Raw genomic sequence first — 23,927 nt, forward strand, 5'->3', positions numbered from 1 at the left:
TGAGCACCTCGACGACCACCGTCAAGCCGGCCACCCACCACGCGGAGCCGATGAACCGTAAGAAGGGCAACGCCGCGAACGTCGTCCTGGGTGTCATCGCCTGGGTCGTCGGCATCGTTTTCTTCTTCCCGGTCCTGTGGATGGTGCTGACCGCGTTCAAGCACGAGGCGGACGCCTACACCGATCCGCCGAAGCTGTTCTTCACCCCGACACTGGAGCAGTTCCAGGAGGTGTTCGGCTCCGGCATCGGCCCGTACCTGCTCAACTCCGTCGGCGCGACGCTCATCTCGACGCTGCTGGTCCTGCTACTGGCGACGCCCGCCGCGTTCGCCGTGTCACTGCACCCGGTGGCGAAGACCCGCGACGTGCTGTTCTTCTTCATCAGCACGAAGATGCTGCCGATCGTCGCGGCGATCGTGCCGATCTACGTGGTGGTCAACAAGCTGCACGTGCTGGACAACATCTGGACCCTGGTGGTTCTGTACACAGCGATGAACCTGCCGATCGCGGTGTGGATGATGCGCTCGTTCTTCCTGGAGGTGCCCGGCGCCCTGCTGGAGGCCGCCAGCATCGACGGCGCGTCGCTGCCCCGCACGATGCGCGAGGTCGTGCTCCCGGTGGTCTCCCCCGGCATCGCGGCGACCGCGCTGATCTGCGTGATCTTCGCCTGGAACGAGTTCTTCCTCGCGGTCAACCTGACGGCGGCGCGGGCCGGCACCGTGCCGGTGTTCCTCGTCGGGTTCATCACGAGCGAGGGACTGTACTTCGCCAAGCTCTGCGCGGCGGCCACGATGGCCGCCCTCCCGGTGGTCATCGCCGGCTGGATCGCGCAGAACAAGCTGGTCCAAGGTCTGTCGTTCGGCGCGGTCAAGTGAACCGGCCCCTGTCTGTCGAGAGGAACCACCATGGCTGAGGTCGTCTACGACGCCGCGTCGCGCATCTACACGCCGGGTGCGAAGCCCGCGGTCAACAAGCTCAACCTCGAGATCTCCGACGGCGAGTTCGTCGTGTTCGTGGGACCTTCGGGCTGCGGCAAGTCGACGGCGCTGCGCATGCTCGCCGGTCTGGAGGAGATCGACCAGGGCGCCATCCGCATCGGCGGCAAGAACATGGTCGGCGTGCCGTCGCGCGAGCGGGACATCGCCATGGTGTTCCAGAACTACGCGCTGTACCCGAACAAGACCGTCGGCGAGAACATGGACTTCCCGCTGAAGATGCGCGGTATGCCGAAGGCCGAGCGGGAGAAGAAGGTCCGCGAAGCGGGCGAGGTGCTCGGGCTCACCGAGTTCCTCGACCGCAAGCCCCGCGCGCTGTCCGGCGGTCAGCGCCAACGCGTCGCGATGGGGCGCGCGATCGTGCGCGAGCCGCAGGTGTTCCTGATGGACGAGCCGCTGTCGAACCTGGACGCGAAGATGCGCGTCGGGACCCGCGCGGAGATCGCGTCGCTGCAGAAGCGCCTGGGCGTGACGACCATCTACGTCACGCACGACCAGGTCGAGGCGATGACGATGGGCAACCGGGTGGCGGTGCTGAAGCTCGGTGAGCTTCAGCAGTTCGCCAGTCCGGCCGAGCTGTACGACAAGCCGAAGAATGCCTTTGTGGCGGGCTTCATCGGCTCTCCCGCGATGAACCTGTACACGGTGCCGGTCGTCGAGGAGGGCGCCAAGCTCGGCGGCCAGGTCGTGCCGCTGACCACGGCGCAACGCTCGGCGATCAGCTCCGCCGGGGTGTCGACGGTGACCCTGGGCATCCGTCCCGAGCAGTGGAGCGCCAATGGGTCCTCCGACGGCATCGCGGCCGAGATCGCGGTGGTCGAGGAGCTGGGCAGCGACGCCTTCCTCTACGGCAACCTGATCGACGACCCGAGCCAGTCGATCGTGGTGCGCGGCGCCGGCCGCTCCGGCGCCCGCATCGGCGACAAGATCACCCTGCACACCACGAGCGACGAGCTGCACCTGTTCCACCCGGAGACCGGCGAGCGCATCTGACCGCCACCCTCGTGAGTGTTGGGTGTGGCTATAGCCACACTCAACACTCACGAGGGATCACCGCGCGGACTCGACCAGCTGGGTGAGGATGTCCGCCAGTGCCTTGGTCAGGTCCTCGTCGACCAGGCCGGTGTCGGTGAAGGCCTCGTTCGCCTGGCCGACCGGCAGCTCGACGTCGAGCACCTTCGCACCGATCGTGCCGAGCACCTTGCGCAGTTCCGCCTGCGCCCAGACCGCGCCGAACAGGCCGACCGACGCACCGATCACGGCGACCGGCTTGCCCTTGAGCGAGTTGTCCGGGAATGGCCGGGAAGCCCAGTCGAGGGCGTTCTTCAAGTGTCCGGGGATGGAGCTGTTGTACTCCGGGGTAGCGATCAGCACCGCGTCCGCCGCACCGATCGCCTCCCGCAGCGCCACAACAGCGTCGTGCGCTTCGACATCCTCCTCGTACGGCGGGATGTCACGCAGACCGTCGTAGCGCCGCAGGCTCACGCCTTCGGGAAGCAGGTCGGCCGCCACGTCGAGCAGCCGACTGTTGTAGGAGCCGGCCCGTAGGCTGCCACTGAGACCGAGCACGATCATGACTGTCAGGCCTCCTTGACGAGCTCGACGTGAGCGGTGATCTTGACGTTGGTGCCGAGTGCCTCTCCACCCTTGGGCAGCGGGGCCTGGAAGTTGAAGTCCCAGTCGCGGCGGTCGATCGTGGTCTCGAAGTCGACACCGGCGCGGATGCCGCCGTACACGTCCTCGGTCGCCGGCTCGTAGCTGCCCTTGGCGGTGAACGGCTTGGTGATGCCCTTGATCGTCAGCTCGCCCTCGACGACGGCCGAGCCGTCCTCGTTGAGCACGACGTTGGTCGAGCGGAAGGTGAGCTCGGGGTGGTTCGAGGCGTCGAAGAAGTCGGCGCCCTGGATCACGTGGGCGCGGAAGTCGGGCTGCTTGATCGCCAGGGACTCGACGCGGACCGAGCCCTCGACGCGCACACCCTGGTCGTCGCCGACGACCTTGGCGTCGAAGTCCTCGAACGTCGAGCGGAAGGTCGAGACGCCCATGTGCTTGACGGCGAACTGGAACGTCGAGTGGATGGGGTCGGCAGCGAAGGTACCGACGAGGGGCTGGGTGGTGACGGACATCTGAACAACCTCCGAGTGAAGACCAAGCGGAATTTTCTCCGCTTTGCTAGAGTAAGCGGAGAAATCTCCGGATGCAACCTGATCGACTAGATTCATCCGGGAGGGCGTCGAGGGACTGCGGGTGAGTGATGAGGAACCTGAATCGGGTCGACCTGACGGTTCTCGGGCAGCCGCCGGTCGAGCGGGCCGACGCCGCACGTAGCCGGCGCACCCTGTTGGCCGCGGCCCGCGTCCTCCTCGCCGAGCACGGCGTCACCGCACTGTCCATGGACCGGCTGGCCTCGGAGGCCGGCGTGGGCGTCGGCACCGTGTACCGCCGCTTCTCCGACCGGGGCGGCCTGGCGTTCGCGCTGCTGGACAACGAGGAGCAGCGGTTCCAGGAGGCGTTCATGTCCGGCCCGCCGCCGCTCGGGCCCGGCGCCCCGCCGGTGGCCCGGATCCGGGCGTTCCTGCACGCATTCGTCGACCGGCTCGACGTCGAAGCAGACCTGCACGCGCTCGGCGAGGCCCGCAATGCGACGGCCCGCTACCAGGTCGGCGCGTACCAGACCAACCGGACGCACCTGCGGACGTTGCTGGCCCAGGCGGACGCGAAGGTCGGCGCCGACTTCGCGGCGGAGTCACTGCTCGCCATGCTGAGCGGCGGTCTGTTCATCCACTACCGGCGCGAACGCGGCCTGACCGTCGAGCAGATCAAGTCCAACCTGGACCAGCTGCTCGACTGCCTCGTCGACCGATGTACCGGCTAGTGCCTCAGGACTCGGCCGCGAGCTGACCGCAGGCCGCCGCGATCTCGCGGCCTCGCGTGTCGCGCACGGTGCAGGCCACTCCCGAAGCACGCACCCGGTCGACGAACTCGTCCTGCACCGGCCGGGGGCTCGCGTCCCACTCACTGCCCGGCGTCGGGTTCAGCGGGATCAGGTTCACGTGCACGAACTTCGTCGTGAGGTGCTGGCGCAGCAGCTTGCCGAGCAGGTCGGCCCGCCACGGGTGATCGTTGACGTCGCGGATCAACGCGTACTCGATCGACACCCGCCGCCCGGTGGCGTCGGCGTACCGGCGCGCGGCGTTCAGGACCTCGGCGACCTTCCAGCGGTTGTTGACGGGCACGAGCGTGTCGCGCAGCTCGTCGTCCGGGGTGTGCAGCGACACCGCCAGCGTGACGGCGAGCCCCTCCCCCGCGAGCTTGTCGATCGCCGGCACGAGTCCGACGGTCGAGACGGTCACGCCGCGCGCGGAGATGCCGAGACCGGACGGCGCGGGCTCGGTGATCCGCCGGACCGCGTCGACCACTCGCTTGTAGTTCGCCAGCGGCTCGCCCATGCCCATGAACACGACGTTCGACAGCCGGGTCGGCTCGCCCAACGCGCCGTCACGGGCGGCGGCGGCCGCGTGCCGAACCTGTTCGACGATCTCGGCGGTCGACAGGTTCCGGCGCAGACCACCCTGCCCGGTGGCACAGAACGGGCAGGCCATCCCGCATCCGGCCTGGCTGGACACACAGACCGTCGCGCGGTCGGTGTAGCCCATCAGGACGCTCTCGGCGCGAACTCCGTCGTGACCCGCCCACAGCATCTTGCGGGTGGCGCCGTCGTCACAGGACTGCTCGGTGATCGAGGTCAGCAGCGGCGGCAACAACGCCTCCCGCAGCTGGTCGCGGACCGTCGCGGGCAGGTCGGTCATCAGCGCGGGGTCGGCTTCGAACCGGCCGAAGTAGTGGCGCGACAGCTGGTCCGCACGGAACTTGGGCAATCCGAGCGCGGTCACCGCGTCCCGGCGTTGCTCGGTACTCAGGTCGGCGAGATGGCTGGGCGGCATGCCCCGTCGGGGCGCCTCGAACACCAGCGGCAAGCTACTCATCTGTTTCCGATCCTGGATGTACATCTCGTCGCGCGGGTGGACAGCACGACATCACCCCCCAGTATCCCTGGTGATGCAGCGCACGTGCCAGCGGCGTCGGTTCCGCACTGCGCGGTCATCCCGGCGTGGGGCCGGCGCGCAGACCGTCGATGATCAGATCGAGCAGCCGGTCGGCCTGCCGAAGCCCGTCGGAGCCGGCCGGAACCCGCCAGACGCACCCCATCATCAGCAGCACGTCGTCCGGGTCCAGCCCGGGCCGAAGGGAGCCGTCGCTCTCGCCCGCGCGCAGCATCAGGGTGATCGCCTCGATCACCGGGCCGTAGGTCTCACCGGTGACCTTGTCGTGGTTGGTGGCGGTGAGCGCGTCACCGAGCCCGCGTTTGAGCCTGATCTGCGTGGCGAGACGCTCGAACCATCTGCGTAGCGAGTCGGGCGGCGAATGCTCGTCGAGCAGCGTCGGAGCGAGGTCCACCAGCCGCTGCACCTCGGTGCGGTACACGGCCAGAACGAGTGACTCGCGGTTCGGGAAGTGCCGGTACAGCGTGCCCGCCCCGACCCCGGCCTTCTTGGCTATCGAGTTCAGCGACGCGGAGCCGTCCTCGGCAAGCACCTCACGGGCGACGTCGAGAATGCGCGCCCGGTTCCGCTCGGCGTCCCGACGGCCGCCGCTGAGAGCGGTATCCGACTCGCGCCGCGGGTCAGGCATGGTCACACCCCCTCGATGAGATACGTCGTAGCAAAACGGAGAGCTCTCCGGTACTATCGAACTCATCCGGAGAGCTCTCCGTTTCGACTGTATCCAGTGAATCACACATCCAAGGGGTTGCGGTGCACTACATCAAGCTGGGCAACACGGGCCTGGACGTCTCTCCGATCGCCATCGGTGCCATGACCTACGGCGAACCCGACCGAGGCCACCCGGTGTGGTCGCTCGACGAAGAGTCGAGCAGGCCGTTGATCAGGCATGCGCTTGAGGCGGGCATCAACCTGTTCGACACCGCGAACATGTACTCCCAGGGCTCCAGCGAGGAGATCCTCGGCCGGGCGCTGCGCGACTTCGCGGACCGTGACGACGTGGTGATCGCCACCAAGCTGCGACATCCGATGCGATCGGGGCCGAACGGCAAGGGGCTGTCCCGCAAGGCGATCATGACCGAGATCGACCACAGCCTGCGCAGGCTGGGCACCGACTACGTCGACCTGTACCAGGTCCACCGCAACGACCCGAGCACCCCGCTGGAGGAGACCCTCGAGGCGCTTCATGACGTGGTCAAGGCAGGGAAGGTCCGGTACCTCGGCGCGTCCTCGATGCATGCCTGGGAGTTCGCCAAGGCGCTGCACCTGCAGCGGCAGCACGGCTGGGCGCGGTTCGTGTCCATGCAGAACCACTACAACCTGCTGGCACGGGAGGAGGAGCGCGAGATGCTGCCACTGTGCGCCGACGAGGGAGTCGGAACCATCGTGTGGAGCCCCCTGGCTCGCGGCCGGCTCACGCGACCCTGGGACGAGCAGACCGCGCGGTCCGCGAGCGACGGGTGGTTCGCCGACAGGCTCTACGCCGAACGGGACAGTGACCGGGCGACGGTGGAGTCCCTCGGCGCCGTCGCACAGGCCCGAGGGGTCAGCCAGGCCCAGGTGGCGCTCGCCTGGCTGCGCGCGAACCCGGTCGTCGTCGCGCCGCTGGTCGGTGCGAGCACGACCCGGCACATCGACGAGGCCGTCGCCTCTCTCGACATCGAGCTGACGACCGAGGAGATCACCGCGCTGGAGCGGCACTACACGCCGCGCCACGACTTCCAGGGGATCTCCGACGACGCCGAGCTGCAGCGGATCATGTCGCGGATTCCGGGGTTCGCACCGGCCGTCGCGTGATCCAGTGATCTGGACCACCGTTCCAGATCGTTGGATCTTTCCTCGGCGTCGTGCTGATAAACAGCTGAGGAGATCATCGGATGGCAGTCGCGGGACGATGGTGGACGTCGATCGTGCTGAGCCTCCTCCTGAGTCAGCCGACCGGTCCGGCGACACACGTCCACCAGCCCGTCGCCCACACCGGACTTGACCGCCGCACCGTCGACCTACGACCGCTGCCCGGCCGCCCCGGGGTCCTGGAGCTGAGCTTCGACAGTCCGATACTCGGTCGCCGAATCACCAACCGGGTCTACCCACCCGCCGACCTCGTGCCGGGCACGCGTTATCCCACGCTCTACTACCTGCACGGCACGGTCGAACCGCCGCTGGATCGTGACGAGGTGGAGCCGGTCACCCGGCACGAGGCGTTCACCGACGTCATCGGTCCCGGAGGCGGCGCGAAACAGGCCGACCTGTTCGGGTTCGAACGCCAGGCCGACCGCGCGCGCTACTTCGTCGTCGCGCCGGACACCTCGCTGACCAGGACCCTGTGCCAGACGTGCGTATGGATCGACGGCCGAACGGACCCGGTACCGAACGCACATCCCGCCACCGCGGCGACCGTGCGGGCCGACAGCTTTCTGCACCAGGAGCTGTATCCGCTGGTCGAAGAGCTGTTCCCGGTCCGAGACGATCGCGCCGGACGTGGAGTTCTCGGGTTCTCGATGGGCGCCGTGGCCGCCTACCTGCAGGGAATGACCCACCCGGACCGCTACTCGTTCACGGCCGCCGTCAGCGGGGCCCTCGACGTCGTGGACGAGCCGGGCTTCCGCGGTCTGTGGGATGCAGGCGGCTTCTACCGGGACCAGGGCTACGGCACCGCCGCCACTCGGTCCGCCGACTGGCGAGGGCACAATCCCGCCGACCTCGCGGGCAACCTCAGCGGGATCGACCACCCGGTCTTCTCCAGCGCCGGCGACGCATGCCTGCCGCTCGGCTCGACAGCCGAGGTCGACTGTCAACGGACCCCCGCCGCGCTCAACCCCGCTGCCGCGGCGATCGAGACGTTCGTCGCTCGCCAGTTCGCGGGCCGACCGTCGCCGCTCGCCCGTGCGGGCGTGACGGAGACCAGGATTCAGCTGCCGGGGGTGCACGGCGCCAACAACGAGCGGGTGTACCGCGAGCACATCGTCGGCTTCGCCAACGACCGGTTCGGCTCATCGATCAGTGAACCGGACACCTTCCGGTACAGCTCCAGCGCCGGCGAGTTCTCGGTGTGGGGTTACGACGTCGTCGTCCGCAACGGTCCGGCGGAGTTGCGCCGGCTGGACGACGCACGGCGCGACGGCCGCTCGTTCACCGTTCGTGGGTCCGGCACCGTGGAGGTCGTCGGACCGGCCGTGTTCATCCCCGGAAGCACCCAGCGAATTCGGATCGAGGCATCCGGTCGGCAGCCGGTCGAGACGGAGACGATCGCGGACGACGAGGGCCGGTTGCACGCGGTGATCGAGTCGCCGGACCCGAGTAGGGCGACAAGCGTCCAGACAATCGGCCGCTAGGCCAACTCCGTCATTCTGCTTGCCTTGTCAAAGGCCTCTTCGGAACACTGCTGTCCGCGCACAGCCACCGTGCCAGACTGCAGGACGCCGCCCCGAACGGCGCCACACCACCACACGAAGTGAGATCACGCATGAACACACACCCGACGAGTACCGCCGAACAGCCGACCGACTCGCGGACCGCACCCGGTCCGCTCAACCGCCGTGCTGTCCTCGCCGCCACCGGCGTGGCGACCGCGTCCGCCGCCCTCGTCGTCGCGGGCTGCTCCAGCTCCGAACCCACACCGAGCACGCCCGCCCCGAGCGACAGTGCGACCCCGTCGAGTGCCGCCGAGGCCCCCACCACCGGCGAACAGGCCCCCAGCTCGTCGGCGGCAGCGAAACCGAGCGGCACGGCACTCGGCGCGACCAGCGACGTCCCGGTCGGCGGCGGCAAGATCTACGCCGGCCAGAAGGTCGTCGTCACGCAGCCGACCGAAGGTACGTACAAGGCGTTCTCATCGATCTGCACGCACAAGGGCTGCGCGGTGACCTCGATCGCCGACGGGCTGATCGACTGCCCGTGCCACGGCAGCAAGTTCAAGGTGACCGACGGGTCGGTCGAGGACGGTCCCGCGAAGACACCGCTGCCCGCCAAGAAGGTCACCGCGCAGGACGGGAAGCTGTACCTCAGCTGAACCGGGTGAGCAGCCCGGCAGGTTTGACCCGAGTGTGCAGCCGGTAGGACACCGGCAGAGTCAGTCCCGGGGTCGCGGCGATCGCCCTCGCCGCGACCTCGGCCGAGAACTCGATGCCCAGTACAGCTTCCAGTGTGGCCCGCTGCTCGAACCGCCACTCGGTGGTGATCCGGCGCATCGTGAAGCCCAGCTCGTCGAAGAACCGCTCGGCGGCGACGGGGTCGTAGCGCGGCAGGTCGGCCAGCATCCAGTCGCCGTACGGCGGTCGCGTGGCGTCGAGGTCGACGATCGCCAACAGTCCGCCCGGCCGCAGGATTCGATCGGCCTCGGCCAGCCCCGGCTCACAGCCGGGACCGAAGAAGTAGGCGGTGCGGGCGTGCACGAGATCGGCGCTCGCGTCCGCTAGCGGGATGTTCTCGGCGCCGGCCTCCAGCATCCGCACCGTCGGCAGCCCCGCTGTCCGGTGAAGAGCCCGTTCGACCAGCGGCGGATGCGGCTCGACGCCGACCACCGAGCGGGCCGTCCCGGCGAACAGCGGCAGGTGGAAACCGTCACCGCAGCCGACGTCCACCACGTCCGCGCCCGCCCAGTCGACGACCTCGCGCAGCGCGGCCCAGATGGCACCCGCCGCGTCCTGAGCGCGGTTCTCCTGCTCGTAGACGTCCGGCCAACGCCAGATGTTGGGGCTGGGGAACGCACTCATCCGGGCCCTGTCAGAAGACCGGGACGAACACGAGCAGCACCCAGGACACCATCGCGGTCGGCAACAGAGAGTCCAACCGGTCCATCAGGCCACCGTGACCGGGCAGCAACGTGCCCATGTCCTTGATCCCGAGGTCTCGTTTGATCAACGACTCGATCAGATCGCCCGCGGTGGCGACGGCGACCAGCAACGCGCCGAGCGCCACTCCCAGCCACCAGTGGAAGTGCAGGAGCTGCTGGACGCACAGCGCGCCCGCGATCATGCCGCCGACCAGCGAGCCGCCGAAACCCTCCCAGGTCTTCTTGGGGCTGATCGTCGGCGCCATCGGGTGCTTCCCGGCCAACACACCGGCCGCGTATCCACCGACGTCCGAGGCGACCACGCACAGCATCCAGGTCAGCACCCGGCCGGTGCCGTCCGGCGGCACGACCAGCATGACGGCGAAAGCCGCGAAGAACGGGACGTAGGCGACGGTGAACAGCGATGCGCTGACGTCACGCAGGTAGTTCTCCGGCCCCTTCGGCATGCGCCAGAGCAGACACACCAGCATCGTGGCGGCAGCGGCGCCCACCAGCGCGGTCGTGCCGTACGGCCAGGCCAGCCACATCATGAGCTGGCCACCGACGAGGGCCGGGACCAGCGCGACCTCGATGCCGCCGCCACGCTTCAGCGCCCCGGCCAACTCCCATGTGGCCACGGCGATGGACACCGCCACCACGGCGATGAAGAACTGTCGGACGAGGAACAGGCTGGCCAGAATGACAATGCCCAGCCCGACACCGACCATGATTGCGGCCCGCAGATCCCGTCCTACCCGGGAGGACGGCGGACCTGCTTCGGCCGTCACGTTACTCACACCTCGAGCAGCTCGGCTTCCTTGTGCTTCATGAGCTCGTCCACCTGCGCGACGTAGCGGTCGGTGGAGCCCTGCAGCTCCTTCTCCGCCCGGGACACGTCGTCCTCGCTGGCTTCGCCGTCCTTGGAGATGCGGTGCAGCTCCTCCATCGCCTTACGACGGATGCTGCGGATCGAGACCTTGCCGTCCTCGCCCTTGCCGCGTACGACCTTCACCAGGTCACGACGGCGCTCCTCGGACAGCTGCGGGATCACCACGCGGATGATCGCGCCGTCGTTGGTCGGGTTCACGCCGAGGTCGGAGTCGCGGATCGCCTTCTCCATCGCCCGCAGCTGGCTGGCGTCGTAGGGCTTGATGACCGCCATCCGGGCCTCGGGGATGGACACCGAGGCGAGCTGGTTCAGCGGCGTCGGCGACCCGTAGTAATCGACCACGATGCGGGAGAACATCGCCGGGTTCGCCCGGCCGGCGCGCACCGACCCGAGGTCTTCCCGAGTGACCGAGACGGCCTTCTCCATCTTCTCTTCGGCTTCGAAGAGAGTCTCGTCGATCACGGCTACTCCAGTGCTGGTTGGGTCAGGCTCGGGCGTGGATCTCCCTAGCCCTTCGGGGGCGTGCTGACCAGTGTTCCGATCCTCTCACCCCGTACCGCGCGACCGATGTTGCCCTCGGTCAACAGGTTGAAGACGATGATCGGCATATTGTTTTCCATACACAGGCTGAACGCCGTCGCGTCCGCCACCTTGAGGCCGCGCTCCAGAACCTCGCGGTGGGTGACCTCGTCGAACATCTTGGCGTCCGGGTCGGTCTTCGGGTCGGCCGTGTACACGCCGTCGACGCCCTTGGCCATCAGCACGACGTCGGAGTCGATCTCCAGTGCGCGCTGGGCCCCCGCGGTGTCGGTCGAGAAGTACGGCATGCCGACACCGGCACCGAAGATGACCACACGGCCCTTCTCCAGGTGGCGCATGGCGCGGCGCGGGATGTACGGCTCGGCGACCTGCCCCATGGTGATCGCGGTCTGCACGCGGGTGTCGATGCCCTGCTCACGCTCCAGGAAGTCCTGCAGCGCCAGGCAGTTCATGACCGTGCCCAGCATGCCCATGTAGTCGGCACGCGACCGTTCCATGCCGCCGTCGATGAGCTGGGCACCTCGGAAGAAGTTGCCACCACCGATGACCACCGCGACCTGGACACCACTCGCCACGACCTCGGCGATCTGACGGGCCACGTTCTGCACCACGACCGGGTCGACGCCGACGGAGCCACCGCCGAACATCTCACCACCGAGCTTGAGCAGAACACGGCGGTAGCCGCCGGTGGATCCGGAGCGACTACCGCCGTCTGCATCAACCACGATCAGGCCTGGCCAACCTCGAAGCGGGCGAACTTCTCGACCGAGACGCCTGCTTCGGCAAGAGCTGCCTTCACGGTCTTCTTGGTGTCGTGCACCGAGGCCTGCTCGAGCAGCACGACGTCCTTGAAGAAGCCGTTGACGCGGCCCTCGGTGATCTTGGGCAGAGCCTGCTCCGGCTTGCCCTCCTCGCGCGCGGTGGCCTCGGCGATACGACGCTCGTTGTCGACCAGCTCCGAGGGCACCTCCTCGCGGGTGACGTACCGCGGCCGGGAGGCGGCGATGTGCATCGCCACGCCACGCGCGGTCTCGGCGGCGGCCGCCTCGTCACCGGTCGCACTGTAGGAGACCAGGATGCCGATGGCCGGCGGCAGGTCGGTCGCCCTGCGGTGCAGGTAGAGCGCGACCGGACCGTCGAAGTGCACGTAGCGCGAGAGCTGCAGCTTCTCGCCGATGCGGGCGGAGAGACCCTGCACGGCGTCGTCCACGGTGCCACCGTCGAGCGCGGCGGAGCGCAGCTCCTCGACGTCGGCGGGGGTGGCGGCGCTCGCGGCGGCCAGCACCTTCTCGGCCAGCGCGCGGAAGTCGTCGCTCTTGGCCACGAAGTCGGTCTCGCAGAGCAGCTCGACCATGGTGCCGCCGTCGGCGACGACGAGACCGGCGGACGTCGCCCGCTCGGCCCGCTTGCCCACGTCCTTGGCGCCCTTGATGCGGAGCAGCTCGACGGCCTTGTCCAGATCGCCGTCGGACTCCTCGAGAGCCTTCTTGCAGTCCATCATCCCGGAGCCGGTCAGCTCGCGGAGCCGCTTCACGTCCGCGGCTGTGTAGTTCGCCATCGTGGTGCTATCCGTCCTTGCTCAGTGACGTACGTGTCAGGGGTCCGGGCCGGCCGGGGCGAGGTGTCTCGCCCCGGCCGGCCCGATCTCGAACCAGGAATTACTCGGCAGCCTGCGGGGTGCCGTTGCTGGTGCTGGCGGGCGCGGCGCCCGCGGTCACGGTCTCGCCCTGCTCAGGGGTGCTGAGCGTGGCACCGTCGGTACCGCCGGGCAGCAGCTCGCGCTCCCACTCGGCCAACGGCTCGTCGGTGGCCGGACCGGCCTCCGGCTTCTCGTCGCCGCCACGGCCACGCGCCGAACGGGCGATGAGCCCGTCGGCCGCAGCGCGGGCGATCACCTTGGTGAGCAGCGAGGCGGAACGGATCGCGTCGTCGTTACCCGGGATCGGGAAGTCGACCTCGTCCGGGTCGCAGTTGGTGTCGAGGATCGCCACGACCGGGATGCCCAGCTTGCGAGCCTCGCCGACGGCGATGTGCTCCTTCTTGGTGTCGACGATCCACACCGCGCTCGGCACCTTGGCCATGTCGCGGATACCGCCGAGGGTGCGCTCGAGCTTGTCCTTCTCGCGGGTCAGCATCAAGATTTCCTTCTTGGTGCGACCCTCGAAACCGCCACCCTGCTCCATCGACTCGAGCTCCTTGAGGCGCTGGAGCCTCTTGTGCACGGTCTGGAAGTTGGTGAGCATGCCACCCAGCCAACGCTGGTTGACGTACGGCATGTTGACCCGGAGCGCCTCCTCGGCGATGGCCTCCTGGGCCTGCTTCTTGGTGCCGATGAACAGCACGGAACCGCCGTGGGCCACGGTCTCGCGGACGAATTCGTACGCCCGGTCGATGTAGGACAGCGTCTGCTGCAGGTCGATGATGTAGATGCCGTTGCGCTCGGTGAAGATGTAACGCTTCATCTTCGGGTTCCAGCGCCGGGTCTGATGCCCGAAGTGCACGCCGGAATCCAGCAACTGCTTCATGGTGACGACGGCCATAGCCTGTCCTCAACCTCTTTCGTATGGCGCCACAGTGCTTGATCACGGTGACGCGAGCGGTTGTTGTCACGACACCGGGTGGTGTCGCCCTAGCGGCCGCGCCGTCGCCCGGACCCGTTTGCCACGTCGTGCCAGCCTCCGGGACCGCCCGAGCGCCGATCCGTCCATCGGCCCGAGAACAGGCCGGCAACGGATGCGCGGACGCGCGAAGTCACCTCGCGATACACGGGGTGCGCGTCCAGTGTACGCCGCCGACCAGGTGGCATCGCGTCGGGTCAACCGGGCTCAGCCGGTTTGTCCACAGCGGCCCCGGTTGTGCACAGCCCGCCGAGAAAAGCGCCTCCCACCGGCCCGGACGCGGCACGCTTGAGCCATGCCGACACGACTCCGATCACCGAGACGGATTCTGCTCATGACCGCGGTCGTCGCGTCGCTGTCCGCTCTGTTCCCGTCGTCGCCGGTGACGCTCACCCGCACACAGGCCGCCGGCCCACTCGCCGCGGTGGCGCGCTTCGAATGGCCCCTCTCCCCCGTGCCCGGGGTCAGCAGGCCGTTCCAGCCGCCGTCCCGCCCCTACGGTCCCGGTCACCGCGGCGCCGACCTGAGCGGTGTCGCCGGTCAGCCGGTGCGCGCCGCGGGTGATGGCGTGGTCGTCTACGCCGGGCCGTTGGCCAGAAGAGGAGTGGTCTCGGTCGATCATCCCGATGGGCTGCGCACCACGTACGAACCCGTCACGGCCTCGGTGCAACCCGGCCAGGCGGTACGCACCGGACACTCCCTCGGCACGCTGGAACCCGGACACCTCGGCTGCCCGGCCGCCGCGTGCCTGCACTGGGGGCTGCGCCGCGACGACACCTACCTCGATCCGCTGCTACTCGTGCGACGAGTCGCGGTGCGGCTGGTGCCGTGGCCGGAGCGGCGTCAGGCCAGCGGTGAAGGCTCCTCGGCGACGTCGCCGAACTGAATGCGCAGCCGCTCGACGGCGCGACTGCGCAACTGGCTCACCCGGGACTCGGTGACACCCAGCCTGCGGCCGATCTCGGCCAACGTCATGTTCTCCGCGTAGTACAGCCGCAGAATCCTGCGGTCCCGCTCGGGTAAGCGTGCGATGCACCGCGCGAGGAGGTCGGTGATCTCCCTGGCCTCGAGGATCGCCACCGGGTCGGCGTTGTCCTGGGGCAGGGTCTCCGCGGTCGTGATGGTGACCCCCCGCATCGCGGCCCACTCGTCCAGCGCCTCGATGCTGATCAGATGGATCTGGTCGACGATCCCCCTGGCCTCGTGCGGGCTCACCCCGAGCTCGGCCGCCAGCTCGGCGGCGGTCGCCCGGCGCTGCAGCCTGGCCTCGACCGTCTCCCTCGCCTTGGCCAGCTCGCGGACCCGGTTGCGCACCCCTCTGGGCACCCAGTCCTGGGCGCGGAGCTCGTCCAGGATCGCGCCCCGGATCCGCTGGGCGGCGTAGGCCTCGAAACGGATCCCACGGTCCGGCTCGAACCGGTCGATGGCGTCCATGAGCCCGAACACCCCGGCCTGGATCAGGTCGGCCAGCTCGACGTGTGTCGGGAGCCGGGTACCGACACGGCCCGCGACCTGCCGCACCAGCGGCTCGTAGTGCAGCACCAAACGGTCACGCTGACGCTGGTCACGCCCGGACGTATAACCCGCCCACAGCTCACCGGACTCCGAGGCGGGCGGTTCGGGAGATGCGGGGGGCGGGGGAGCGTGCGACGCGCCATCACCCACGTGGCTGTCACGCTCGAGGGTGAGCTTGGTCATGAATTGCCTTCAACCGGTCGACTGTTACGTGGGTGTAGAGCTGCGTCGTCGAGAGCGTAGCGTGACCCAGAAGTTCCTGAACGCTACGTAGGTCGGCACCTCCGTTGAGCAGGTGAGTAGCGGCGCTGTGCCGTAAACCGTGTGGTGAGAGTGCCGGGCTCCCGGGAACCACGGCGCCGGCGGCGTTGACCACCGACCGCGCCACCCTCGGATCCAACCGCCCGCCCTTCGCGCCGAGCAGCAGCGCCCGGGGCGAGCGGGGGGTCGCCAGCGCGGAGCGGGCGCCGGCGAGCCAGCGGTCGAGTACCGCCGCGGCCGGCACTCCGTACACCACGGTGCGTTCCTTGTTGCCCTTGCCGAGAACCCGCATGGTTCGACGGTCGTGGGCGATGTCGTCGAGGTCGAGTCCGCACAGCTCGGAGACTCGGACCCCCGTCGCGTAGAGCAGCTCGAGCAGGAGCAGGTCGCGTACCGCGATCGGATCGTCCTGCGCCGCGCCCGAGGTGGCGGCGGTGAGCATCGTGGCCGTCTGCTCGGCGCTCAGCACCGAGGGCAGCGTGCGGTGCGGCCGGGGCGCGGCGAGACGCAGTCCGGGGTCCTCGGCGAGGCGGCCGGTTCGCACCGCCCATGCGGTGAACACCCGGGCGGCCGAGGCGCGTCTCGCCAGTGTCGTCCGGCTGGCGCCGGCGGAGCGCTGCTCGGCCAGCCAGCGCCGCAACAGGCCGAGGTCGAGACCGTCGAGCGAGCTGGACTGGACGGCCACGGCCCGCAGAAGGCTGTCGATGTCTCCGAGGTACGCCCGGACGGTGTGCGCCGACAGTGCACGTTCCAGGCCGAGGTGCCGCTCGAAGGCCGTGCGAGCAGCGAATAACTCCGGCGGCGGATTCCCCACCACCTTCTCGTCGACGCTGCGTCCACGGCTACCCATCGGTTGAACGATCTGCCCGGAGACGCCCCAGGTCAAGGACCGCCACGCAAGCCTTGTGCGATATCACGACCGACATTGTTGCTCAGGCACCATCCTGGTCCGGATCTTCGAGCCATGCACGCCGCCTCCAGCCGCGCGAGGGCCGATCGCACCAGCTCGACCGGCAGTCCGGAGTCCGCGCTCAGCTCCGAGACGTCCCGTTGGCCGCGCAACGGCAGTGCGTCGTGCACTCGCAGCATGATCGGCGACAACCCGTCGGTCGGGCGTCGCACCACGTCGTGCTCACCCGCCAGGTCCTCTCCGATCCGACCGACCTCCTCCAGCACCTCGGCGGCCGTGGTCACCACGGTCGTGCCGGGCTCACGCATCAGCCGATGACACCCGGAGGACAGTGCCGAGGTGACCGGCCCCGGAACCGCCATCACCGGGCGCCCCAGCAGCAGGGCATCGGACGCGGTCCGCCGCGCGCCGCTGCGCCAGCCCGCCTCGACCACGACCGTGCCGGTGGCGAGGCCCGCGATGATCCGGTTGCGGACGAGGAACCGGTGCCGGGCGGGGGTCGTGCCCGGCGGGTACTCGCTCACCACCAGCCCGGTGTCCGCGATGCGGTCGAGGAGCTGGTGGTGCGCCGCCGGATAGGGCTGGTCGACCCCGCAGGCCAGCACCGCGACCGTCGTACCCGGCGCGGACAGTGCCCCTCGGTGCGCCGCCGCATCGATCCCGAACGCCGCTCCGGAGAACACCGTGCAGCCCAGCTCGGCGAGACCGAAACCGAACGAGCCGGCGACGTGTACGCCGTAGCCGGTCGCCGACCGGGAGCCGACGATCGCGGCGGAGCGCTCGGTCAGCGGCGCCATCGGAAGCGCGCCCCGGACCCATAGCCCGAGCGGCTCGGACAGGTGCGCCTGGCCGGACAGGCCGAAAGCCAGGAAGGGCACCTCCGGCCAGTCGTCATCACCCGGGACGAGCAACCGTGCCCCCGCCTGCTCGGTGGCGCGCAGGATCTCCTCCGGCCGGACCCGCTCCCGCCGCGCGGCCGTCTCCTTCGCCACGCGATCGCTCACCTCACCGGCCAACACCCTCGCCGCGGCCTCCTTCGGTCCGGCCCTGGTCACGAGCTCGACCAACGCCACCGACGGTGGCTCCGCCACCGCGCACAGATACGCACGCGCCAGGCGTGTCTCGTCATCGACGGTCATGCCGCTCGCTGCTCCTTGAACGCGATGGCTCTCTCGACCATCTCGGTGTCCGGTCGGTCGAGGCCACCGAGGTCGGCCAGGGTCCACGCGGTTCGCAGTGCGCGATCGGCACCACGCGCGGTCAGCTCACCCCGGAAGAGCGCGCTGTCCAGCGGTGCGACCACCCGGCGGGGTAGTCGGAAACGGTCCCGCAGCGCCGGCCCCGGTACCTCCGCGTTCGACAGCCAGCCGTACTCGGCCCAGCGCTCCACCGCCGCGGCACGCGCCGCCAACACTCTCGCCCGCACCACCTCGGTGCTCTCCCCCGGTTGCACGTCGGCCGACGTCAGTGCGACCAGCGGCATCAGTTCGGCTCTCAGGTCGACCCGGTCCATCAAGGGACCCGACAGCCTGCCGAGATAGCGGCGCCGTGCCAGTGACGGGCAGATGCAGTCACGGTCGTGCGCGGGAGCACACGGACACGGGTTCGCCGCCATCACCAGTTGGAACCGTGCCGGATACCGGACCGAGCCGTCGGTGCGGGAGATCCGCACCTCACCTTCTTCCAGCGGCGTCCGCAACGCGTCCAGCATGTGCGGCCCCCAGTCAGGAGCTTCGTCCACGAACAGCACGCCACGGTGCGCCATCGACACCGCGCCCGGCTTGGCGACGCCGCTTCCGCCGCCGATCAGCGAGGCCATCGAGCTGGAATGGTGCGGCGCCACGAACGGCGGGACCAGTGACAACGGTCCCTCGTTCGACAGCCGGCCCGCGACCGACCGGATCGCGGCCAGCTGGAGCGCCTCCTCGGTCCGCAAAGCGGGTAGCAGCCCGACCAGCCTGCGCGCCAGCATCGTCTTCCCGGTGCCGGGTGAGCCGACGAGCAGCAGGTGATGACCGCCCGCCGCCGCGACCTCCAGCGCGGTCCGCGCGGCGTGCTGGCCCACCACGTCCGCCAGCTCGAGGGGAACCTGGTCCGGCGCCAGCACCAGCGGCCCCGGTCGTTCCAGCTCTCCCTCGCCTCGCAGCCACTCCAGTACCTCGTTGAGACAGCGGGCCCCGAGGATGTCCACCCCGTCGACCAGCGAGGCCTCGGCCAACGTGTCGTGCGGGACGACCACCGTCCTGACGCCCGCCGCCCGCGCCGTCAGCAGGCACGGTAATACCCCTCTGACCGGGCGCACCCGGCCGTCCAGGGCCAGTTCGCCGATCAGCACGGTGTGTTCGAGCCGAGCGGACAGCTCTCCGTGTTCGGCCGCCAGGACCCCACAGGCCAGCGCCATGTCGAAACCGCTGCCGGTCTTGCGCAGCGTGGCGGGCGACAGCGCCAGGGTGATCCGCTTGTTCGGCCAGACCCAGCCGGAGTTCAGCACGGCGGACCGGACCCGGACCTTCGACTCGTGCAACGCAGCGTCCGGCAGACCGACCAGCCGCATCGCGGGCACACCGTCGCCGACGTCGGCCTCGATCTCGACCAGTCTGCCGTCGACGCCGTAGAGCGCCACCGAACGTGCTCTCGCCAGCGCCATCAGAACGCCGCCTCGTAGTGCTTGATGGCGACGTCACCCTCGGGCCGCAGCACGATCGCCACGATGTCGAAGCGCAGCTCGCACCATCGGACACGATGGGCCCTCAGCCAGGCCTGGGTGATCCGCCGTATCCGGATCGCCTTGCTCGGGGTCACGGCCTCGACCGGGTCACCGAACGCCAGCCCGGAGCGAGTCTTGACCTCGCACACGACCAGCTTGTCCCGATCGGTGGCGACGACGTCTATCTCGCCTTCCCGACATCGCCAGTTGCGGTCGAGTACGACGAATCCGCGGTCGGTGAGGTACTCGACCGCGAGCTCCTCACCCCGTCTGCCCAGTTCATCCTTCGCTGCCATGGGCACAACGGTGGCGCAGTTCGATCACCCTGCCAACGGCAAGATCAAGATCCTGTGGATAACTCGCCAGTTGTGGACAACTCCGTGGTCAGGAGCGCGTCAGCCGAACGCTTCGCCCTCCGGTAGGCGAAGATCCGGCTTGTCCAGCTCTTCGACGTGTACGTCCTTGAAGGTGATGACCCGAACGTTCTTCACGAATCGAGCCGGTCGGTACATGTCCCACACCCATGCGTCCGACATCCGTACCTCGAAGTAGATCTCCCCTTCGGGGTTGCGCGGCGTCACGTCCACCGAGTTGGCCAGATAGAACCTGCGCTCGGTCTCCACCACGTAGGAGAACTGACCGACGATGTCGCGGTACTCCTTGTAGAGCGAGAGCTCCATCTCGGTCTCGTACTTCTCAAGATCCTCGGCGCTCATGACTCCACCCCCTGACCCACCATTGACACGACAACATCAGCATCACCGGGGACGGCACTGACACCGGTGAGGTTCCCACCTTGCACCCGGGCATTCTGGTCCACCTCGGGCGCCGCGCGAACAGTACCCACTCGTGCGACGTTCACGAACGAGAACCGATGCACCGGGCTCGCGCCGTGCGCGGCGAGCATTCGATCGTGCACGGGCGTGCAGTACCCCTTGTGCTCGGCGAACCCGTAGGCGGGCCACTCCCGATCCAGCTCGACCATGATCCGGTCGCGGGTCACCTTGGCCAGCACCGAGGCCGCCGCGATGCACGCGGCGGCCTGGTCGCCCTTCGGTACCGCGAGGTTCGGCAGCGCGAGACCCGGCACCCGGAACCCGTCGGTCAACACGTACCCGGGTGGTGTGCGCAGCCGGGCCACCGCCCGCCGCATCCCGTCGACGTTGGCGATGTGCACCCCACGCCGGTCGATCTCCGAGGGAGGCACGATCACCACGGCCCAGTCGACGGCGCGGCCCACGATCAGGTCGTAGAACCGCTCCCTCGCCGCCGCCGTCAGCAGCTTGGAGTCGGTGAGGCCGTCGAAGCGTGCCGAGTCACCCGGTCGCGGCACACAGGCGGCGATCACCAGCGGGCCCGCGCACGCGCCGCGCCCCGCCTCGTCCACACCCGCCACCGGACCCAGCCCGTGACGGTGCAGCGCCGACTCCCATGCCCACATACCGGTCGAGCTCCGGATGATCGCGCGCTGCGGCCTCGGCCACTGGATCGAACTGATCTTGACGGACCGACCCATCGCTCAATCGGCCGTTCCGGAACGCTTCGGCCCACCGCGTTCGCGCCTGCGCCGCCACAGCCGGCGACCGGCGGCCAGCGGTGCCGTCCCCAGCACGCCCAGCGCCAGCGGCGTGCCGGTCGGCGTACCGGGCGCGGGCATGGACAGCGTGACCTTCTGCGGGTCCGGGTCCGGGACGGCCTTGATCCGGTGGAACGGGAGAACCACGAAACGCGCCTTGCCGATCACGTAGGACGCGGAGATCGGCCCGAAATGGTCGAGCGCGGCGGAGTCGTCGGAGTTGTTGCGGCTGTCCCCCATGACCCACAGCTGTCCGGGCGGCACGAACACCGGGCCGAACTTCTTCTGCCGCGGCGCGCCTGCCTCGGGCAGGTAGTAGATGTAGGGCTCGTTGAGCGGCTTTCCGTCGACGGTGACCCGGTTCTGGGCGTCGCAACACGCCACGGTCTGTCCGCCGACCGCGATCACCCGCTTGATGAAGTCCTTCTCGTCCGGCGGTGCCAGCCCGATCAACGACGCGGCGCTCTGCAGCCCTCTGATCAACGGGTTGTCCGAGTGCGAGCTCGGCAGCTCGTCCTCGGTCCAGGTCGGTGGCCCGGCGAAGACCACGACATCACCAGGGGAAGGGCTGCCGAAACGGTAGCTCAGCTTGTCGACAAGAACCCGGTCGTTGTTGCAGCCGGTGCACCCGTGCAGCGTCGTCTCCATCGAGCCGGACGGGATCTCGTACACCCTGGCCAGGAACGTCTGGATGAGGAAGGTGAGCAGCAGGGCGACCACGATGAGCATCGGCAGCTCACGCCAGAACGCCGGACGCCGCCGACGGCCCCGCTTCGGCTTCTTGTTCCTACCCGCTGACGCCGTCTCCGGGCGACCGTCGGCCGGCTTCGACGCGGCGGACCGTCGTCGTCGCCCGGCGCCGGCCCCCGTCGTGGTGGTCTCCTCGACGGGCTCCTTCTCGGTACCGGTCTCGGCGGGCGCCGCGCGCCGAGGCGTCTCGGGGCGGGTCGGGAAGGTCGGCGCGATACCCCGGCGAGGCGGGACCTCCACCGGCGACGACGGGGTGAACAAGTCCGCAACCGGAACCGCGGCGGTCGGCGTCGGCTCGACCCTCGGCCGTCCGGCCAATGCCCGTGCCACATCGGGACGCCCGTCGGGCGGGCTGGCCGGAGGCGCGATCGCGGACGTCGCTGCCTCGACACCCGGGGTCGACCGAGGTGCGCGTGGGGGCGGCTGGCTACGGACCCGCTGATCTTCGGTGAGCCCTCGGATCGAGCGCACCGGCACGGACTGCTCCGGAAGGCTCCGCGCGGGCGCGCCGACCGGCGGCTGCTGAGGCGGCGGGGCCTGACCGGGGGCACGGCGCACGGGCGGAGGCGCCATCCCCGGCTGCGGAACCGAAGGAGGAGGGACCTGTGAGCCCGGGCGTGGGCCGTCGAACTGCAGCGGACCCTGTGGTCCCCGGCGAGCCGGTGGCGGCGCCAGGTCCGGAGAGCCGATCGGCTGGCTCTGCCTGGGTAACGGCGGCACCGCGGGCGGCGGAACCCTCGGTGCGACCGGAGCGGAGGGCGCGACGGAACGCAGCCCTGTGGTGGTACTGGAGGCGCCCTCGGGTACGGCACGAGGTGGCTGGTGGTGACCGGGCCGCGCGGGCGGCGGATCCTCCGGGATCAACGGCCATGGTTGGGAATGGCGACCGGAGACGCTGGGACGGTAACCCACCACGCGAGAGGGGCCCGTGCCGTTCACCGGCGCCGGTCCGCCGCCGTTCGTACGTCCGGACACGATGTCGTTGACCGGTGTCGCCGGTATGTCCCGCGCGGGTGGAGTGTCGCGAGAGGGCGCGAACCCGGACGGTGTGCCGTGCCTCGGACCGGCTGGTGCGTCGCCCGCCCCGTTGAGCGGAAAGCCGTTCGGTTGCCGGCCGTTGTGTCCGTTCCGGGGCAACCCGTTGTGCGGAAACCCGTTGTCACCGGGGATGCCCGGAGGCGGGCCGCCCGGCGCCCGTCCGTTCAAGGGCTGACCGACCGGCACCTGGCCGTTCGCGACCGCACCGCCGCTCGGGCCTCGATCCGACGACCCGAATTCCGGCGGCACGCGGTCATAGCCGTTACGACCGGGACCGTGCGCACCGCCGAAGCCGTTGGACCGGGAACCGTTCGACTGGTCGCCGTTCGACGAGTCGGGCACGCCGTGGCGACCGGCCGAGCCGTTCGACCTCGGCTGGCCGTGCCGAGCAGGGGTGCCGTCGGTGACCGGCGGGGCGCCGTGCCGAGGCAGGTACCCACCGGACTCGACAGGCCCCTGACCCGCCCTGCTGACGTTCTGCCAACCAGCACCCTGGGCGGGCACACCGTGGCGCGAGTCCGATGCGTCCGAGGACTCCGCGCCGTGGCGCGGCGCATACCCGTTCTCCGGAGATGTTCCGTGACGGGGACCGTAGCCCGACGGCTCGTCGAACTCGGCTGTCTGGTGGCGGCGAGCGGACCGCCGTCCGGGCCTCAGCTCGCTGTCGTCGGACACGCTCTGCTCACCGTGGTCTGCCTCCACCTCATCGCCGCCCGACCCGACCGACCGCCCCGGGGCGTTGTGTCGGCCGACTCGACGAGCGGGCGGCCGGGCTTCGCCCGGGGTGTTGGGGACAACCACGAAGACGAGGCTACGGCACCACCCTTAGATTCGCGTGAGCGCAAGTACCTCAGGATGCTGAGGGGGTCTCGCGCTTCTCCTTGATCTTCGCGGCCTTGCCGCGCAGCTCACGCAGGTAGTACAGCTTCGCGCGGCGCACGTCGCCTCGGGTGGCGACCTCGAGCTCGGCGATGTTCGGCGAGTGCACCGGGAAGGTGCGCTCCACGCCGACGCCGAACGACACCTTGCGCACGGTGAAGGTCTCACGCAGGCCCGCGCCCTGTCGCCGGATCACCACACCCTGGAAAATCTGCACCCGGGAGCGGGATCCTTCGATGACGCGGACGTGCACCTTGACGGTGTCCCCCGGCCGGAACTGGGGAATGTCGGTGCGCAGCGACGTCGCGTCAAGCTCGTCCAGGGTGTTCATCGTGCAGATCCGTCCTCGCGTGGTAGAGCGTGCGTACGATCGCGTTGCCCGCCGGTCGGTCTGGCCCACCCGTGCGGCAGCGG

26 protein-coding genes are annotated in these 23,927 nt (G+C 69.4%); 7 read left to right on the top strand and 19 right to left on the bottom strand.

What is annotated here, in order from left to right; all coding sequences use genetic code 11:
- Positions 1–50: 50 nt before the first annotated feature.
- Together G406_RS0101655 and G406_RS0101660 are read left to right on the top strand one after the other, a co-directional pair.
- The gene (locus tag G406_RS0101655; RefSeq protein WP_211241027.1) at positions 51–875 is read left to right on the top strand and encodes a carbohydrate ABC transporter permease; all 825 of its coding nucleotides are present in this window, start codon (positions 51–53) and stop codon (positions 873–875) included.
- A gap of 30 nt (positions 876–905) precedes the next feature.
- Positions 906–1,988, top strand: coding sequence for an ABC transporter ATP-binding protein (locus G406_RS0101660; protein ID WP_028932434.1), 1,083 nt, complete (start codon positions 906–908; stop codon positions 1,986–1,988).
- A 57-nt stretch (positions 1,989–2,045) separates the two neighbouring features.
- On the opposite strand, the gene G406_RS0101665 is transcribed toward G406_RS0101660, so the two are convergent.
- Both G406_RS0101665 and G406_RS0101670 read right to left on the bottom strand, forming a co-directional pair.
- A complete protein-coding gene (locus G406_RS0101665; RefSeq protein WP_051341309.1) occupies positions 2,046–2,570 on the bottom strand; it encodes an NADPH-dependent FMN reductase in 525 nt (174 codons plus the stop codon).
- 5 nt (positions 2,571–2,575) lie between these two features.
- On the bottom strand, positions 2,576–3,121 hold the full coding sequence (locus tag G406_RS0101670; protein ID WP_028932436.1) for a YceI family protein: 546 nt from the start codon (positions 3,119–3,121) through the stop codon (positions 2,576–2,578).
- Between the two features lie 128 nt (positions 3,122–3,249).
- Here G406_RS0101670 and G406_RS0101675 point away from each other — a divergent pair, with 128 nt between their 5' ends.
- Positions 3,250–3,870, top strand: a complete 621-nt coding sequence (locus tag G406_RS0101675) for a TetR/AcrR family transcriptional regulator (RefSeq protein ID WP_028932437.1) — start codon at positions 3,250–3,252, stop codon at positions 3,868–3,870.
- Between the two features lie 4 nt (positions 3,871–3,874).
- Here G406_RS0101675 and rlmN read toward each other — a convergent pair whose 3' ends face one another.
- Positions 3,875–4,981, bottom strand: a complete 1,107-nt coding sequence (rlmN, locus tag G406_RS0101680; RefSeq protein WP_028932438.1) for a dual-specificity RNA methyltransferase RlmN — start codon at positions 4,979–4,981, stop codon at positions 3,875–3,877.
- A gap of 115 nt (positions 4,982–5,096) precedes the next feature.
- Positions 5,097–5,687 carry a TetR/AcrR family transcriptional regulator gene (locus G406_RS44080; RefSeq protein WP_037074636.1) on the bottom strand — a complete coding sequence of 197 codons (591 nt, stop codon included), beginning with the start codon at positions 5,685–5,687 and terminating at the stop codon, positions 5,097–5,099.
- A 122-nt stretch (positions 5,688–5,809) separates the two neighbouring features.
- Between G406_RS44080 and G406_RS0101690 the strand changes: the two genes are divergently transcribed.
- From G406_RS0101690 to G406_RS0101700, 3 genes are all read left to right on the top strand, one after another.
- Entirely contained in the window at positions 5,810–6,853 is a 1,044-nt protein-coding gene (locus G406_RS0101690; RefSeq protein WP_028932439.1) for an aldo/keto reductase, read from the top strand.
- Positions 6,854–6,933: 80 nt separating this feature from the next.
- On the top strand, positions 6,934–8,391 hold the full coding sequence (locus G406_RS0101695) for an alpha/beta hydrolase (protein ID WP_028932440.1): 1,458 nt from the start codon (positions 6,934–6,936) through the stop codon (positions 8,389–8,391).
- A gap of 131 nt (positions 8,392–8,522) precedes the next feature.
- Entirely contained in the window at positions 8,523–9,068 is a 546-nt protein-coding gene (locus G406_RS0101700; RefSeq protein ID WP_037074637.1) for a Rieske (2Fe-2S) protein, read from the top strand.
- Here the strand turns inward: G406_RS0101700 and G406_RS0101705 are convergent.
- From G406_RS0101705 to rpsB, 6 genes are all read right to left on the bottom strand, one after another.
- Positions 9,061–9,771: a class I SAM-dependent methyltransferase gene (locus tag G406_RS0101705; RefSeq protein WP_028932442.1), complete on the bottom strand. Its 711-nt coding sequence runs from the start codon at positions 9,769–9,771 to the stop codon at positions 9,061–9,063. The two genes, G406_RS0101700 and G406_RS0101705, sit on opposite strands and share 8 nt — an antisense overlap.
- A gap of 10 nt (positions 9,772–9,781) precedes the next feature.
- On the bottom strand, positions 9,782–10,618 hold the full coding sequence (locus G406_RS0101710) for a phosphatidate cytidylyltransferase (RefSeq protein ID WP_425414554.1): 837 nt from the start codon (positions 10,616–10,618) through the stop codon (positions 9,782–9,784).
- 5 nt (positions 10,619–10,623) lie between these two features.
- Positions 10,624–11,181, bottom strand: a complete 558-nt coding sequence (gene frr, locus G406_RS0101715) for a ribosome recycling factor (RefSeq protein WP_028932444.1) — start codon at positions 11,179–11,181, stop codon at positions 10,624–10,626.
- Positions 11,182–11,225: 44 nt separating this feature from the next.
- On the bottom strand, positions 11,226–11,984 hold the full coding sequence (pyrH, locus tag G406_RS0101720; protein ID WP_028932445.1) for a UMP kinase: 759 nt from the start codon (positions 11,982–11,984) through the stop codon (positions 11,226–11,228).
- 2 nt (positions 11,985–11,986) lie between these two features.
- A complete protein-coding gene (gene tsf, locus G406_RS0101725; protein WP_028932446.1) occupies positions 11,987–12,817 on the bottom strand; it encodes a translation elongation factor Ts in 831 nt (276 codons plus the stop codon).
- Positions 12,818–12,917: 100 nt separating this feature from the next.
- Positions 12,918–13,799 (bottom strand): 30S ribosomal protein S2, encoded by an 882-nt coding sequence (gene rpsB / locus G406_RS0101730; protein WP_028932447.1) that lies wholly within the window; start codon positions 13,797–13,799, stop codon positions 12,918–12,920.
- A gap of 373 nt (positions 13,800–14,172) precedes the next feature.
- On the opposite strand from rpsB, the gene G406_RS44085 reads away from it, so the two are divergent.
- Positions 14,173–14,763 carry a murein hydrolase activator EnvC family protein gene (locus tag G406_RS44085; RefSeq protein ID WP_051341311.1) on the top strand — a complete coding sequence of 197 codons (591 nt, stop codon included), beginning with the start codon at positions 14,173–14,175 and terminating at the stop codon, positions 14,761–14,763.
- Here the strand turns inward: G406_RS44085 and G406_RS44090 are convergent.
- The 9 genes from G406_RS44090 to rplS form a co-directional block, all read right to left on the bottom strand.
- Positions 14,721–15,575 (bottom strand): FliA/WhiG family RNA polymerase sigma factor, encoded by an 855-nt coding sequence (locus tag G406_RS44090; protein ID WP_084215700.1) that lies wholly within the window; start codon positions 15,573–15,575, stop codon positions 14,721–14,723. The two genes, G406_RS44085 and G406_RS44090, sit on opposite strands and share 43 nt — an antisense overlap.
- Complete coding sequence (locus G406_RS0101745; protein WP_084215701.1) at positions 15,550–16,503, bottom strand: tyrosine recombinase XerC; 954 nt, start codon at positions 16,501–16,503, stop codon at positions 15,550–15,552. Before G406_RS0101745 ends, G406_RS44090 begins: the two co-directional genes overlap by 26 nt.
- A 32-nt stretch (positions 16,504–16,535) precedes the next feature.
- Positions 16,536–17,702, bottom strand: coding sequence for a DNA-processing protein DprA (dprA, locus tag G406_RS0101750; RefSeq protein WP_028932449.1), 1,167 nt, complete (start codon positions 17,700–17,702; stop codon positions 16,536–16,538).
- Positions 17,699–19,210 (bottom strand): YifB family Mg chelatase-like AAA ATPase, encoded by a 1,512-nt coding sequence (locus tag G406_RS0101755; RefSeq protein WP_028932450.1) that lies wholly within the window; start codon positions 19,208–19,210, stop codon positions 17,699–17,701. The genes dprA and G406_RS0101755 overlap by 4 nt, the downstream gene beginning before the upstream one ends.
- Positions 19,210–19,566, bottom strand: coding sequence for a YraN family protein (locus G406_RS0101760; RefSeq protein WP_028932451.1), 357 nt, complete (start codon positions 19,564–19,566; stop codon positions 19,210–19,212). The genes G406_RS0101755 and G406_RS0101760 overlap by 1 nt, the downstream gene beginning before the upstream one ends.
- A gap of 99 nt (positions 19,567–19,665) precedes the next feature.
- Positions 19,666–19,986: a DUF2469 domain-containing protein gene (locus G406_RS0101765; protein WP_028932452.1), complete on the bottom strand. Its 321-nt coding sequence runs from the start codon at positions 19,984–19,986 to the stop codon at positions 19,666–19,668.
- Complete coding sequence (locus G406_RS0101770) at positions 19,983–20,786, bottom strand: ribonuclease HII (RefSeq protein ID WP_028932453.1); 804 nt, start codon at positions 20,784–20,786, stop codon at positions 19,983–19,985. The genes G406_RS0101765 and G406_RS0101770 overlap by 4 nt, the downstream gene beginning before the upstream one ends.
- Positions 20,787–20,789: 3 nt before the next feature.
- A complete protein-coding gene (gene lepB / locus G406_RS58650; protein ID WP_245606975.1) occupies positions 20,790–23,435 on the bottom strand; it encodes a signal peptidase I in 2,646 nt (881 codons plus the stop codon).
- 49 nt (positions 23,436–23,484) lie between these two features.
- Complete coding sequence (rplS, locus tag G406_RS0101780; RefSeq protein WP_028932454.1) at positions 23,485–23,844, bottom strand: 50S ribosomal protein L19; 360 nt, start codon at positions 23,842–23,844, stop codon at positions 23,485–23,487.
- Positions 23,845–23,927: the final 83 nt, after the last annotated feature.

Origin of the sequence: Actinospineispora spinosispora DSM 44797, from assembly GCF_000429025.1 — a bacterium.
GTDB classification, from domain to species: domain Bacteria; phylum Actinomycetota; class Actinomycetes; order Mycobacteriales; family Pseudonocardiaceae; genus Pseudonocardia; species Pseudonocardia spinosispora.

Coding starts and splice junctions, on each gene's coding strand:
- G406_RS0101655 (WP_211241027.1), top strand. CDS start 51: ATGAACCGTAAGAAGGGCAACGCCGCGAACGTCGTCCTGGGTGTCATC.
- G406_RS0101660 (WP_028932434.1), top strand. CDS start 906: ATGGCTGAGGTCGTCTACGACGCCGCGTCGCGCATCTACACGCCGGGT.
- G406_RS0101665 (WP_051341309.1), bottom strand. CDS start 2,570: ATGATCGTGCTCGGTCTCAGTGGCAGCCTACGGGCCGGCTCCTACAAC.
- G406_RS0101670 (WP_028932436.1), bottom strand. CDS start 3,121: ATGTCCGTCACCACCCAGCCCCTCGTCGGTACCTTCGCTGCCGACCCC.
- G406_RS0101675 (WP_028932437.1), top strand. CDS start 3,250: ATGAGGAACCTGAATCGGGTCGACCTGACGGTTCTCGGGCAGCCGCCG.
- rlmN (WP_028932438.1), bottom strand. CDS start 4,981: ATGAGTAGCTTGCCGCTGGTGTTCGAGGCGCCCCGACGGGGCATGCCG.
- G406_RS44080 (WP_037074636.1), bottom strand. CDS start 5,687: ATGCCTGACCCGCGGCGCGAGTCGGATACCGCTCTCAGCGGCGGCCGT.
- G406_RS0101695 (WP_028932440.1), top strand. CDS start 6,934: ATGGCAGTCGCGGGACGATGGTGGACGTCGATCGTGCTGAGCCTCCTC.
- G406_RS0101700 (WP_037074637.1), top strand. CDS start 8,523: ATGAACACACACCCGACGAGTACCGCCGAACAGCCGACCGACTCGCGG.
- G406_RS0101705 (WP_028932442.1), bottom strand. CDS start 9,771: ATGAGTGCGTTCCCCAGCCCCAACATCTGGCGTTGGCCGGACGTCTAC.
- tsf (WP_028932446.1), bottom strand. CDS start 12,817: ATGGCGAACTACACAGCCGCGGACGTGAAGCGGCTCCGCGAGCTGACC.
- rpsB (WP_028932447.1), bottom strand. CDS start 13,799: ATGGCCGTCGTCACCATGAAGCAGTTGCTGGATTCCGGCGTGCACTTC.
- G406_RS44085 (WP_051341311.1), top strand. CDS start 14,173: ATGCCGACACGACTCCGATCACCGAGACGGATTCTGCTCATGACCGCG.
- G406_RS44090 (WP_084215700.1), bottom strand. CDS start 15,575: ATGACCAAGCTCACCCTCGAGCGTGACAGCCACGTGGGTGATGGCGCG.
- G406_RS0101745 (WP_084215701.1), bottom strand. CDS start 16,503: ATGGGTAGCCGTGGACGCAGCGTCGACGAGAAGGTGGTGGGGAATCCG.
- dprA (WP_028932449.1), bottom strand. CDS start 17,702: ATGACCGTCGATGACGAGACACGCCTGGCGCGTGCGTATCTGTGCGCG.
- G406_RS0101755 (WP_028932450.1), bottom strand. CDS start 19,210: ATGGCGCTGGCGAGAGCACGTTCGGTGGCGCTCTACGGCGTCGACGGC.
- G406_RS0101760 (WP_028932451.1), bottom strand. CDS start 19,566: ATGGCAGCGAAGGATGAACTGGGCAGACGGGGTGAGGAGCTCGCGGTC.
- G406_RS0101765 (WP_028932452.1), bottom strand. CDS start 19,986: ATGAGCGCCGAGGATCTTGAGAAGTACGAGACCGAGATGGAGCTCTCG.
- G406_RS0101770 (WP_028932453.1), bottom strand. CDS start 20,786: ATGGGTCGGTCCGTCAAGATCAGTTCGATCCAGTGGCCGAGGCCGCAG.
- rplS (WP_028932454.1), bottom strand. CDS start 23,844: ATGAACACCCTGGACGAGCTTGACGCGACGTCGCTGCGCACCGACATT.